General features: G+C 67.4%; 10 protein-coding genes. 8 read left to right on the top strand and 2 right to left on the bottom strand.

Features of this window, described 5'->3' with window-relative positions:
* The first annotated feature begins 49 nt into the window (after positions 1-49).
* Together J1M43_RS07710 and J1M43_RS07705 are read left to right on the top strand one after the other, a co-directional pair.
* Complete coding sequence (locus J1M43_RS07710) at positions 50-1,168, top strand: heme A synthase (RefSeq protein ID WP_206476419.1); 1,119 nt, start codon at positions 50-52, stop codon at positions 1,166-1,168.
* A gap of 188 nt (positions 1,169-1,356) precedes the next feature.
* The gene (locus tag J1M43_RS07705) at positions 1,357-1,812 is read left to right on the top strand and encodes a hypothetical protein (protein WP_200881031.1); all 456 of its coding nucleotides are present in this window, start codon (positions 1,357-1,359) and stop codon (positions 1,810-1,812) included.
* On the opposite strand, the gene J1M43_RS07700 is transcribed toward J1M43_RS07705, so the two are convergent.
* Positions 1,758-2,663, bottom strand: a complete 906-nt coding sequence (locus J1M43_RS07700; protein ID WP_033107248.1) for a heme o synthase — start codon at positions 2,661-2,663, stop codon at positions 1,758-1,760. The two genes, J1M43_RS07705 and J1M43_RS07700, sit on opposite strands and share 55 nt — an antisense overlap.
* A 241-nt stretch (positions 2,664-2,904) precedes the next feature.
* On the opposite strand from J1M43_RS07700, the gene tkt reads away from it, so the two are divergent.
* The 6 genes from tkt to pgl are packed head-to-tail and all read left to right on the top strand — an operon-like array spanning position 2,905 to position 11,007.
* Positions 2,905-5,007 (top strand): transketolase, encoded by a 2,103-nt coding sequence (gene tkt / locus J1M43_RS07695; protein WP_372460286.1) that lies wholly within the window; start codon positions 2,905-2,907, stop codon positions 5,005-5,007.
* The gene (gene tal / locus J1M43_RS07690) at positions 5,004-6,116 is read left to right on the top strand and encodes a transaldolase (RefSeq protein ID WP_033107249.1); all 1,113 of its coding nucleotides are present in this window, start codon (positions 5,004-5,006) and stop codon (positions 6,114-6,116) included. Before tkt ends, tal begins: the two co-directional genes overlap by 4 nt.
* Positions 6,113-7,720 (top strand): glucose-6-phosphate isomerase, encoded by a 1,608-nt coding sequence (locus J1M43_RS07685; protein ID WP_033107250.1) that lies wholly within the window; start codon positions 6,113-6,115, stop codon positions 7,718-7,720. The genes tal and J1M43_RS07685 overlap by 4 nt, the downstream gene beginning before the upstream one ends.
* 22 nt (positions 7,721-7,742) lie before the next feature.
* A complete protein-coding gene (gene zwf, locus J1M43_RS07680; RefSeq protein ID WP_033107251.1) occupies positions 7,743-9,290 on the top strand; it encodes a glucose-6-phosphate dehydrogenase in 1,548 nt (515 codons plus the stop codon).
* Positions 9,287-10,222, top strand: coding sequence for a glucose-6-phosphate dehydrogenase assembly protein OpcA (locus J1M43_RS07675; RefSeq protein ID WP_206476418.1), 936 nt, complete (start codon positions 9,287-9,289; stop codon positions 10,220-10,222). The genes zwf and J1M43_RS07675 overlap by 4 nt, the downstream gene beginning before the upstream one ends.
* Before the next feature lie 5 nt (positions 10,223-10,227).
* Complete coding sequence (gene pgl / locus J1M43_RS07670; RefSeq protein WP_033107367.1) at positions 10,228-11,007, top strand: 6-phosphogluconolactonase; 780 nt, start codon at positions 10,228-10,230, stop codon at positions 11,005-11,007.
* Here pgl and J1M43_RS07665 read toward each other — a convergent pair.
* A complete protein-coding gene (locus tag J1M43_RS07665; protein ID WP_052167060.1) occupies positions 11,001-12,038 on the bottom strand; it encodes a DMT family transporter in 1,038 nt (345 codons plus the stop codon). The genes pgl and J1M43_RS07665 overlap by 7 nt on opposite strands.
* Positions 12,039-12,084: the final 46 nt, after the last annotated feature.

Here is a 12,084-nt window from a genome sequence, read left to right as displayed (position 1 = left end):
CCTGACAAACGGGCCGCGCCCGTGCGCTCGGGCGCGGGCCGGAGGACACATGCCCGACACTGCAGCGCCCGCCGCCACTTCACCGTACGAAGGTCGAGGGGATCCTCGCCTCTCCGGATTCGGGCGGCCGCTGCGACTGCTGGCGTGGCTGTCGTTCATCGCCGAGGTGATCATCATCGGCACCGGCGGCGCCGTGCGCCTGACCGGATCCGGCCTCGGCTGCTCGGAGTGGCCGCTGTGCACGCCGGAATCGCTGGTGCCCATCTACGAGGTTCAGGGCATCCACGGAATCATCGAGTTCGGCAACCGCACGATGACCGGCGTCGTCGGCCTGCTCGCTCTCGCGGTGCTGCTGCTGACGCTGCACGCGATCGGCGGTCGTCGCCTGGTCATGCGGGCGGTGTGGTTCGCCGTGGGTGGCGTCGCCGCCGCTGTCGTCGCCTACCTCGTCACCGACCCGCTCGGCCTTCCCGCATTCGGCTTCGCGTCCGGTGCTCTGCTCGTCGCAGTCGTCGTCGCCGCAGTGGATTCGCTGCGGCTGACGACGCGGAGACGGGATCTCTCCACGCTCGCCTGGATCGTCCTCCTCGGAGTCATGGCGCAGGCAGTGGTCGGGGGCCTTGCCGTCCTCAGCGACCTGAACCCGTTCATCGTCGGGTTCCACTACGCGTCGTCACTGCTGCTCGTCTGCGTCACCGCCGCCTACCTCGTGAGGCTTCAGGAATCCGGAGCACCGCGCGAGCGCGTCGTGCCGCAGTGGTTCGCGATCGGGTCGCATATCACCGGACTCGCGTTGGCCGTGACCATCTTCTTCGGAGTGCTCACCACCGGATCGGGACCGCACTCCGGCGATGCGAACGTCGTGCGGGACGGCTTCGACGCCACGATCCTCGCGCACGTGCACTCGTGGCCCGGGTATGTCCTCGCCGCTCTGGTGGCAGCGCTGACGATCACCGCGTGGGTGCAGCGGCTCGCACCTCGGCGCTGGTTCCTTGTGCTCGTGCTCGCCATCCTGGTGCAGGTCGCCGTCGGTATCTGGCAGGCCCGCGCGGGACTGCCGGGGCTGCTCGTCGGCATCCATATGGTCCTCGCCGCGCTCTCCGCCGCGGCCTACACGGTGACGGTGATGCACCTGAAGCGCCCGGTCGATGCCGACGTCGCGCGATGATCGGCGCGGCCAGCCTCGCTGCGCGGCATCCCATGGGTTGCCGGAAGGATCTCGCGGGTTGAGCTCGTCGTGAACCCGCGAAATCCTTCCGGGATCAATCTCACGTCGATCCGGACTGCGCATCACGCACAGGCTCTGCACAGGTCGCGCATAGCGTATGCATCAACGCGTCCCTGAGGCTTGTCGACATGAAGAAATCACTCACACGCAGCATCTCGTACTGGTTCCTGCTCGTCCTCTCTCTCGTGTCCGCCGGAGTGGGCGCGTGGCTGATCTCGGACAACGCGAGCATCATGACGGCCAAGCTGCTCGACGGGACGGCGACCGGCGTGGAGGTCTACGTCGGTCAGCCGATGATCGTCGTCGGAGCCGTACTGCTCGGAGCCGGCGTGATCGGAGTCCTTCTCGCCCTGGCCCTCGCCGCAGCCAAGTCCTTCGTTCCTGCCGCGGCGCCCGTCGTCGTGGAGCCGATCGACTGGGCGGCAGAGACTGCACCCGCGACCGACGCTTCGACAGACTCTGCGACGGACGTGGATGCGTCAGAGAAAACGACCGACGATGCCTCGGAAGAGGATCGAATTGAAGAAGATCAGAACGGCAGCAGCGGGTCGACGGCGACAGCGACGAATATCAGCGTCAGGTAGGTGATGGAGGCGTGGAACACCCGCATCGGACGCGGGTTCGTTCCACGCACCGCCTGCGAGTACAGCCGGTGCGACTCGTAGACGAACCAGCCGCCGAACACCACGGCGGACACGGAGTACACCAGCCCCATGTCGGCGACGGGAATCAGCAGCAACGAGCAGGCCAGCGTCGCCCACGCGTACAGAATGACCTGAAGGCCGACCTGCGACGCGTTGCGCGTGACGCCGAGCATCGGAACGTCAGCGCCCTGGTAGTCGTCGCGGTATTTCATCGACAGCGGCCAGTAGTGCGCCGGCGTCCACAGGAAGACCAGCGCGAACAGCACGATCGCCGGCCAGGCGACGTCTCCCGTGACGGCCGACCAGCCGATCACCACCGGGAAGCAGCCGGCGATGCCGCCCCAGATGATGTTCTGCTCGGTACGACGCTTGAGGATCATCGTGTAGATCACGACGTAGAAAAAGATCGCAGCGACCGACAGCGTCGCCGTCAGCCAGTTGGTGGTCGCCAGCAGCCAGATCGTGGATGCCACAGCCAGAGTCCAGGAGAAGATCAGTGCCGCTCGCGGCGTGATCTCGCCGGTCACGAGCGGGCGCTTCTCGGTGCGATGCATCTGCGCATCCATGTCGCGATCGAGGTACATGTTGAACGATGCCGCGGATCCGGCGCTCATCGAGCCGCCGATCACGGTGGCCAGGACGAGCCAGAGGTTCGGCATGCCCCCCTCGGCGAGGAACATGACCGGAACGGTGGAGACGAGCAGAAGCTCGAGCACACGGGGCTTCGTCAGTGAGACATACGCCTTGATCGTTTGGCCGATCGGCCGTTTCGCCGTCGTTGCCTCGGACATAGTCGAGATATCGATCGCCTCCCAGCGCACACTCCGCCAACTGCTCCAGTCTAGTGCAGGCGCCGCACAGGCCCCGCGCACGCCAGGCGTCGAGCCCTGCGCGGCAAGAGAAGGAAATGAAGCATCGTGGATCCGGACACGACGCTATGCTGAAACCACTCGCGCGCCCGGCGCTGTGCTCTGTCCGTGACGATGCGGAGGCGCAGGGAATCCGGGCGCCCTCGTAACCGTTGGAAAGGGCATGACCTTGTCGGAATTGCAGTGGGAAGAGATTGACCGGCGCGCGGTGGACACCGCACGGATCCTGGCGGCGGATGCCGTGGAGAAGGTCGGCAACGGTCACCCTGGCACGGCGATGAGCCTCGCGCCCCTCGCCTACCTCCTCTACCAGCGCGTCCTGCGCCACGACCCGTCGGACACCGACTGGCTGGGCCGCGATCGCTTCATCCTCTCCGCGGGACACTCGTCACTGACGCAGTACGTCCAGCTCTACCTGGGCGGCTTCGGACTCGATCTCGACGACCTCAAGTCGCTGCGCACGTGGGGATCGAAGACGCCGGGTCACCCCGAATACGGTCATACCAAGGGCGTGGAGATCACGACGGGTCCGCTCGGTCAGGGCCTCGCCTCCGCCGTCGGCTTCGCGTACGCATCGCGCTACGAGCGCGGGCTGTTCGACCCGGAGACGGCTGAGGGCAAGAGCCCGTTCGACCACTTCGTGTACGTGATCGCCGGAGACGGCGACCTGCAGGAGGGCATCACCAGCGAGGCGGGCTCGCTCGCCGGTCACCAGCAGCTGGGCAACCTCATCGCGTTCTACGACTCGAACCAGATCTCGATCGAGGACGACACGAACGTCGCATTCACCGAAGACGTCGCCGCACGGTACGAGGCGTACGGATGGCATGTGCAGACCGTCGACTGGAAGAAGACCGGCGAATACGTGGAAGACGTCGCCGAGCTGTTCGCCGCAGTCGAGGCCGCGAAGGGCGAGACCGCCAAGCCCTCTCTCATCATCCTCAGGACGATCATCGGCTGGCCGTCGCCCGGAAAGCAGAACAGCGGCAAGATCCACGGTTCTGCGCTCGGCGCCGACGAGCTCGCCGCCACCAAGAAGGTCCTGGACTTCGACCCTGAGCAGACCTTCGCCGTCGCGGACGACGTGATCGCGCACACCCGTGCGCTCGCCGACCGTGCCGCTGAGGTGCGCGCCGCGTGGCAGGAGTCGTTCGATGCCTGGGCCACCGCGAACCCCGAGCGCAAGGCGCTGCTCGACCGCGTCGAGGCGCACGAGCTGCCCTCCGACATCGCGTCGGCGCTTCCCGCCTTCGAATCGGGCAAGGAAGTCTCCACCCGCGCAGCGTCCGGTCAGGTCATCAACGCTCTCGCTGCCGAGCTCCCCGAGCTGTGGGGCGGCTCGGCCGACCTCGCCGAGTCGAACCTCACGACCATCAAGAACGCCGCCTCGTTCATCCCTTCCGAGTGGTCGACGCACGAATGGTCGGGCAACCCGTACGGACGCGTGCTGCACTTCGGCATCCGTGAGCACGCGATGGCGGCGATCATCAACGGCATCGTGCTGCACGGCCCGACCCGCGCCTTCGGCGGCACGTTCCTGATCTTCAGCGACTACATGCGCCCGTCCGTCCGCCTGGCTGCGCTGATGAACATCCCCAGCATCTTCGTCTGGACGCACGATTCCGTCGCGCTCGGCGAAGACGGCCCGACGCACCAGCCGATCGAGCAGCTCGCGACCCTGCGCGCCATCCCGAACTTCACGGTGGTGCGCCCTGCGGACGCGAACGAGACCTCGGTCGTCTGGCTCGAACTGCTGCGCCGCCACGCCGGACCGGCTGGTATCGCGCTGACGCGTCAGAACATCCCGGTGTTCGCACGCGGCGAGGGCGCGGCGTCAGGCGACACCTTCGCCTCAGCCGACAACGCGACCAAGGGCGCCTATGTGCTCGCGGAAGCGCCGAACGGCACGCCCGACGTCATCATCATCGCCACCGGCTCCGAGGTGCAGCTGGCTGTGGCAGCTCGCGAGACGCTGGCCGCCGACGGGATCAACGCCCGCGTCGTCTCGGCTCCGTCGCTGGAGTGGTTCGACGAGCAGGATGCCGCGTACCGCGAGTCCGTGCTCCCGGCATCGGTCACCGCACGCGTGTCCGTCGAGGCGGGCTCCGCACTCACCTGGCGCGGCATCGTCGGCGACAAGGGACGTTCCGTCGCGATCGATCACTTCGGCGCATCCGCCGACTACAAGACCCTGTTCCAGGAATTCGGCATCACCGCCGAGGCCGTCGTCGAGGCGGCACGCGCAACTGTCAAGGAGAACGCATGAGCACCCCCACCGCAGACCTCGCAGCCGCAGGCGTCAGCATCTGGCTGGACGACCTCTCCCGTACCCGCATCGACTCCGGCAACCTCGCCGAGCTGATCGAGACGCGAAACGTCGTGGGCGTCACGACGAACCCGACGATCTTCGCCGGTGCCATCACCAACCCGGATGACACCTCCTACGACGCGCAGGTCACCGAACTCGCCGCGTCGGGCGCGACTGCCGAAGAGGCCGTGTTCGCGGCCACTACGCAGGACGTCGCCGCCGCACTCGATGTCTTCCGTCCGGTGTGGGACGCTTCGGGTCACGTCGACGGCCGCGTGTCGATCGAGGTGTCCCCCGATCTCGCGCACGACACCGAGGGAACGGTCGCGCAGGCCAAGCAGCTCTGGGAGAAGATCGACCGCCCGAACCTGCTGGTGAAGATCCCCGCGACCAAGGCGGGCCTTCCCGCGATCGCGCAGACGATCGGCGCGGGCATCAGCGTCAACGTGACCCTGATCTTCAGCCTCGAGCGCTACGCCGAGGTCATCGAGGCGTACCTGACCGGGCTCGAGACGGCCGAGGCCGCGGGCATCGACCTGTCGACGATCGAGTCGGTCGCGTCGTTCTTCGTCTCGCGCGTCGACACCGAGACCGACAAGCGCCTCGTCGCGATCGGCACCGATGAGGCGCTCGCACTCAAGAGCAAGGCCGGCCTCGCGAACGCCCGTCTCGCGTACGAGCTGTTCGAGAAGACGTTCGCTGGCGACCGCGCCAAGGCCCTTCTGGATGCCGGTGCGACCCTGCAGCGTCCGCTGTGGGCCTCGACGGGCGTCAAGGACCCGGCCCTTCCCGACACCCTGTACGTGACGGAACTCGTCGCCCAGGGCGTCGTGAACACGATGCCGGAGAAGACGCTCGAGGCGACCTTCGACCACGGCGTCATCGCGGGCGACACGATCACCGGCGGCTACGACGAGGCCCGCGAGGTCTTCGCCGGACTCGAGAAGGTCGGCGTCGACTTCGCCGATGTCACCCAGGTGCTCGAGGACGAGGGCGTCGCGAAGTTCATCGACTCCTGGCATGACCTGCTCGCCCAGGTCGCTGAGGGGCTCGAGGCCCAGCGATGACGTTCTCGATCCACGCGTCGGGCGCTGCGAAGACGGCGATCGACGAGGTCGTTCCGCAGCTGGTCGGCGACCTCATCGCATCGCGCATCACCGGGTTCGACTCGACGCTGTGGGGCGAAGCCGCCGAAGAAGAGGCAGCCAAGCGTCTCGGCTGGCTCGAGGCAGTGTCGGTCTCGCGTCCTCTGGTTCCTGAGATCGTCGCGCTCCGCGACGCGCTGCGTTCCAAGGGCGTCACCCGCGTCGTGCTCGCCGGCATGGGTGGATCGTCGCTCGCGCCTGAGGTGATCACGCAGACCGCAGGTGTCGCGCTCACGATCCTCGACTCGACGGCGCCCGGCCAGGTACTGGCCGCGCTCGACGAGGGTCTCGAGCAGACCGCCCTGGTCGTTTCGTCGAAGTCGGGCTCCACGGTCGAGACCGATTCGCAGCGCCGCACGTTCGAGGCCGCGTTCCGCGACCTCGGCATCGATCCCGTCGAGCGCATCGTCGTCGTCACCGACCCCGGTTCGCCGCTGGACGCATCCGCTCGCGAGGCCGGATACCGGGTGTTCAACGCCGACCCGAACGTGGGCGGCCGCTACTCGGCCCTCACCGCCTTCGGGCTGGTGCCCTCCGGACTCGCCGGTGCCGACATCTCCGAGCTGCTCGACGAGGCCGAGGCGACACTGCTGCAGGTCGCCGTCGACGCGGCAGACAACCCGGCGCTGCGCCTCGGCGCAGCCATCGCAGGCACGAGTCCGCGGCGCGACAAGCTGGGCCTGATCACCGACGGAACGCACATCAACGGTCTGCCGGATTGGATCGAGCAGCTCATCGCCGAGTCCACAGGCAAGGACGGCACCGGCATCCTGCCCGTCGTGCTGCTGCCGGTCTCGCCGGAACTGGATGAGGTCCCCGCTGACCTGCAGATCGTGCGCCTCGTCGATGACGCGAACGAGTTCCACCTGCGCGAGCGTCACGAAGGCGAGATCCTCGTGAGCGGTTCGCTCGGCGCGAACCTGATCGTGTGGGAGTACGCGACCGCGATCGCCGGCTACCTGCTGGGCATCGATCCGTTCAACCAGCCCGACGTCGAATCCGCCAAGGTCGCCACCCGTGGCCTTCTGGACGCACGGCCCGCGCCGACAGCGCCCGCGTTCGTCGAGAGCGGCATCGAGGTCCGTGTGTCCGATCCCGCGCTTGCGGCTTCGGGCAACATCGAAGCGGTGCTGGACGCGCTGTGGGCGCAGCTGCCGGAAGACGGCTACGTGTCGATCCAGGCGTACGTCAACCGTCTGGAGCTGCCGCAGCTGCAGGGTCTTCGCGAGCTGGTCGCCGCCGATTCCGGCCGTCCGACCACGTTCGGCTGGGGTCCTCGGTTCCTGCATTCGACCGGCCAGTATCACAAGGGCGGACCCGCTCAGGGTGTGTTCCTGCAGATCCTGGAGCGCACAGACGTCGATCTCGAGATCCCAGAGCGCCCGTTCACCTTCGGACAGCTCATCCAAGCGCAGGCCGCGGGTGATGCCGGCGTGCTGGCCGAGCATGGCCGCCCCGTCGTGTCCCTGACGATCACAGAGGACTCGGCCGACGTGCTCGCCCTCTTCGAAGCCGCCCAGAAGTAGCCCGTAGGAGAAGCCCCCGCCGATGACCGTTCCCGTATCACGCGGCCATAACCCGCTGCGCGACCCAGACGACCGTCGCCTCAATCGCATCGCAGGTCCCAGCGCGCTGGTGATCTTCGGTGTGACTGGCGACCTGTCGCGCAAGAAGCTCATGCCGGCGGTCTACGACCTGGCGAACCGAGGGCTCCTGCCGCCCGGTTTCGCCCTGGTCGGCTTCGCCCGACGCGATTGGGAGGACCAGGACTTCGCCGAGGTCGTGTACGACGCGGTGAAGAAGCACGCGCGCACCGAGTTCCGCGAGGAGACCTGGCAGCAGCTGCTGCAGGGCATCCGCTTCGTCTCCGGTGAGTTCGACAACCCCGAGTCGTTCGCCAAGCTGCGCGAGACCGTCGAGAAGCTCGACGTCGAACGCGGCACGATGGGAAACCACGCGTACTACCTGTCGATCCCGCCGAAGTCGTTCCCCGTCGTCACGAAGCAGCTGAAGGACTCCGGGCTGGTCGGCGACGACCACGGCGACGAGCGCTGGCGGCGCGTCGTCATCGAGAAGCCCTTCGGCCACGATCTCGAATCGGCGCGCGACCTCAACGAGGCGCTGGAGGTCGCTTTCCCCGCAGACGCGATCTTCCGCATCGACCACTACCTCGGCAAGGAGACGGTGCAGAACATCCTCGCGCTGCGCTTCGCGAACGAGCTGTACGAGCCGATCTGGAACCGCAACTACGTCGATCACGTGCAGATCACCATGGCCGAGGACATCGGCGTCGGCGGTCGCGCCGGCTACTACGACGGCGTCGGTGCTGCGCGGGACGTCATCCAGAACCACCTGCTGCAGCTTCTCGCACTCACCGCGATGGAAGAGCCGATCAGCCTGAGCGCAGAGCACCTGCGCGCCGAGAAGGAGAAGGTGCTCGCCGCCGTCACCCTTCCCGAGGATCTCTCCCTCGCGACCGCACGCGGCCAGTACGCGGGCGGATGGCAGGGCGGCGAACAGGTCACCGGTTTCCTCGACGAGGACGGGATGGACCCGGATTCCACCACGGAGACCTACGCGGCCATCAGGCTCGACATCAACACGCGACGCTGGGCCGATGTTCCGTTCTATCTGCGCACCGGCAAGCGCCTGGGTCGCCGAGTGACGGAGATCGCCGTGGTCTTCAAGCGCGCCCCGCAGCATCTGTTCGGACGTTCGAACACCGCAGAGCTCGGTCAGAACGCCCTCGTCATCCGCGTGCAGCCCGATGAGGGAGTGACGATCCGGTTCGGCTCCAAGGTCCCTGGTGCCGGCAGCAACGTCCGCGATGTGACGATGGACTTCGGATACGGCCACGCCTTCACCGAAGCGAGCCCCGAGGCGTACGAGCGGCTCATCCTGGACGTGCTCCTCGGCGACCCGCCGCTGTTCCCGCGCCACGAAGAGGTCGAGCTGTCCTGGAAGATCCTCGACCCCGTCGAGAAGTACTGGGCATCGCAGAAGACACCGGTGCAGCAGTACGCCCCCGGTTCGTGGGGTCCGGCATCCGCCGATGCCCTTCTGGCCCGCGACGGACGAGTCTGGAGACGACCGTGATCATCGACCTTCCCGACACGACCGTCAGCCAGGTCGCCAAGCAACTCGTCAAACTGCGTGAGGAGGGCGGCGCTGTGGCGCTCGGCCGCGTGCTGACCCTGGTCATCGCCGCACGCGAAGAGGTCGCAGAAGAGGCGATCGAGGCGGCCAACGACGCCTCCCGCGAGCATCCGATGCGCGTGATCGTCCTCACCGAACGCGAGGGCGATGCGCGCCTCGACGCCCAGATCCGTGTCGGCGGCGACGCCGGTGCGAGCGAGGTCGTCGTGCTGCGTGCCGACGGCGACGCGGCCGGCAACCAGGAGAGCCTGCTCACCGGCCTTCTGCTGCCCGATGCCCCGGTCGTCGCCTGGTGGCCGGATGACGCTCCGGAGGAGCCGTCCGCCACACCGCTCGGTCATATCGCCCAGCGTCGCATCACCGACGCCGCCACCGCCAAGGACGTGCGCGCGCAGATCGAGTCACTCGGGCGTTCGCACGCCCCCGGCGACACCGACCTCGCGTGGACCCGTCTCACGTACTGGCGCGAGCAGCTCGCTGCAGTGCTCGACCAGCCGCCGTTCGAAGAGGTCACGGCTGTGGAGGTGCGAGGTGCAGCCTCCTCCCCGTCCACCGCACTGCTCGCAGCATGGCTCCAGCTCGCCCTCGACGTTCCGGTTCGATGGGCGTATGAGAAGCGCGATGAATGGGACGAAGGCATCAAGTCGGTTCGCCTCAGCCGTGCGAGCGGGGACATCCTGCTGGAGCGCCCCGTCCCAGGTGACGCCGTGCTCACGCAGCCCGGTCAGCCCAACCACGATCTGCATCTGCCGCGCCGCACCCTGCGGGAGTGCCTGGCTGAGGAGTTGCGCCGTCTCGATCCCGACGTCCTGTACGGTCGAGTGATCACCGAGGGCTGGGAGAAGCTGGGTCCGCCCGAGACCGGGGAGTGAACGACATGCAGGCATCATCCGCCGAGAAGCTGGTCGTCGTCGAGCCGACGCCGTCCGCTCTCGCCGACCGGGTCGCGCAGGCGTTCCTCACACGGGTGAAGGCCAGGACGAAGAACGGCCGGACCGCGCACATCGCTCTCACCGGCGGATCGATGGGCAGCACGGTTCTTCGCGCCGTCGCCGCTCATCCCAAGGTGAACCGCATCGACTGGTCGCTGGTGCACTTCTGGTGGGGTGACGAACGATTCGTCGCTCGCGACGATCAGGATCGGAACGCCCTGCAGTCGCGTGAGGCGCTGCTGGATCACATCACTGTGCCTGCGGAGAACATCCATGAGGTCGCCGGCGCCGACAGCGGCCTCTCACTAGATGAGGCCGCAGCGGCGTACGCCGCGGAGCTCGCGAGGTTCGGTGGCCAAGAGCATGCCTGGCCGTCGTTCGCGGTGTGCTTCCTCGGTGTCGGTCCAGATGGTCACATCGCCTCGCTGTTCCCGGATCGCTCCGAGGTCACCGAGACGGATGCTGCGGTGCTGCCCGTTCGCGACTCTCCGAAGCCGCCGCCGGAGCGGGTCACGCTGACCCGTCCGGTGATCAATTCCTCCAAGCGCGTCTGGCTGGTTCTCACCGGCGCCGACAAGGCCTCGGCGCTCGGGCTCGCACTCGCGGGCGCCAGCTACACGAACGTGCCCGCAGCGGGCGCCAAGGGGCGCAAGCGCACGATCTTCTTCGTCGATCAGGCTGCCGCGTCGGAGGTCTCGGAAGACCTCATCGAACAGGTCTACTGATCGCTGCTCTCCACCCCTGGGCCGTACTCGGTGCCTGGGCGGCGCGTCGCGTCTGAGCCGTTGGACGAGTCCGAAGCGACGCTCCCCCGGACGATGCCGAGTTCCTGGCTCTCACTTAGCACCTGCGGGTGATACCTGGCGAGACCGACCACGCCCCAGATCGCGATCGCTCCGGCGACTCCGAAGCAGACGAGCACCCATGGCGGCGCAGCCGCGGCTTCGCCGAGCACCAGCATCCCGATCAGAACCGCGATCATCGGATCGACCACGGTCAGCCCGGCGATCACAAGGTCGGGCGGGCCGGAACTGTATGCGGTCTGGACGAAGTAGGCACCGACGGCGGATGCCGCCACCAGGGCGATCACGCATACCAGCGTCACCCAGTCGAACTCCCCGGCCTGCACGCGCTTGATGACGGCCTTGGCCAGCGTTGCGACGAAGCCGTAGAGGATGCCGGCGCCGACGACGTAGAAGAGAGCCCGCATGCGGTGGCGCAGGATCAGCCAGAATCCGCCGAGCACGATGATCACGACCAGCAGGATCGCGAGGATCACGAAGAGCTCGCGATCGGTGATCTCCTGCTCCACGGCGAACAGTGCAGCGAAGATGACGAAGATGAAGATGCCGCCCACGCACGCACCTATGGCTATGAGCGACTTCCTGGTGGGTGTGTGCCCGGACACACGGGCATTGAGCAGAGTGGTGATCACGAGCGCGATCGCGCCGAGCGGCTGGACGACGATCAGCGGGGCAGCGGAGAGCGCCGCGAGCTGGCAGACGATCGCCAGGCCGAGCATGAGCGTGCCGAGGATCCATGACGGCCTGGTCAGCAGTCGTTTGAGCTGGTCGGCGCTCAGACCGCTCGCTCCGTCCGCACCGCTGAGGCGCTCGACCTTCTCGACGCCGCGGTGCTGGTATTGGGCTCCGAGCGACATGAACACAGCGCCCGCGAGCGCCAAGGGGATGCCGAGCAGCAACGCGGGGTTCTGGAAGACGCCGACGAGCTGGTTGCCGACATCCGCCTCTGCCATCCACACGCCCGCGCTCACACTGAAACACTACCTGGCACAGGGCGCA

This window comes from Microbacterium sp. KRD172, from assembly GCF_017168295.1.
Taxonomy (GTDB): Bacteria; Actinomycetota; Actinomycetes; order Actinomycetales; family Microbacteriaceae; genus Microbacterium; species Microbacterium profundi.
Note: the sequence above shows the minus strand (reverse complement) of the source record. Positions and strands in the feature narration are given on the sequence as shown.

Coding starts and splice junctions, on each gene's coding strand:
- J1M43_RS07710 (WP_206476419.1), top strand. CDS start 50: ATGCCCGACACTGCAGCGCCCGCCGCCACTTCACCGTACGAAGGTCGA.
- J1M43_RS07705 (WP_200881031.1), top strand. CDS start 1,357: ATGAAGAAATCACTCACACGCAGCATCTCGTACTGGTTCCTGCTCGTC.
- J1M43_RS07700 (WP_033107248.1), bottom strand. CDS start 2,663: ATGTCCGAGGCAACGACGGCGAAACGGCCGATCGGCCAAACGATCAAG.
- tkt (WP_372460286.1), top strand. CDS start 2,905: ATGACCTTGTCGGAATTGCAGTGGGAAGAGATTGACCGGCGCGCGGTG.
- tal (WP_033107249.1), top strand. CDS start 5,004: ATGAGCACCCCCACCGCAGACCTCGCAGCCGCAGGCGTCAGCATCTGG.
- J1M43_RS07685 (WP_033107250.1), top strand. CDS start 6,113: ATGACGTTCTCGATCCACGCGTCGGGCGCTGCGAAGACGGCGATCGAC.
- zwf (WP_033107251.1), top strand. CDS start 7,743: ATGACCGTTCCCGTATCACGCGGCCATAACCCGCTGCGCGACCCAGAC.
- pgl (WP_033107367.1), top strand. CDS start 10,228: ATGCAGGCATCATCCGCCGAGAAGCTGGTCGTCGTCGAGCCGACGCCG.
- J1M43_RS07665 (WP_052167060.1), bottom strand. CDS start 12,038: ATGGCAGAGGCGGATGTCGGCAACCAGCTCGTCGGCGTCTTCCAGAAC.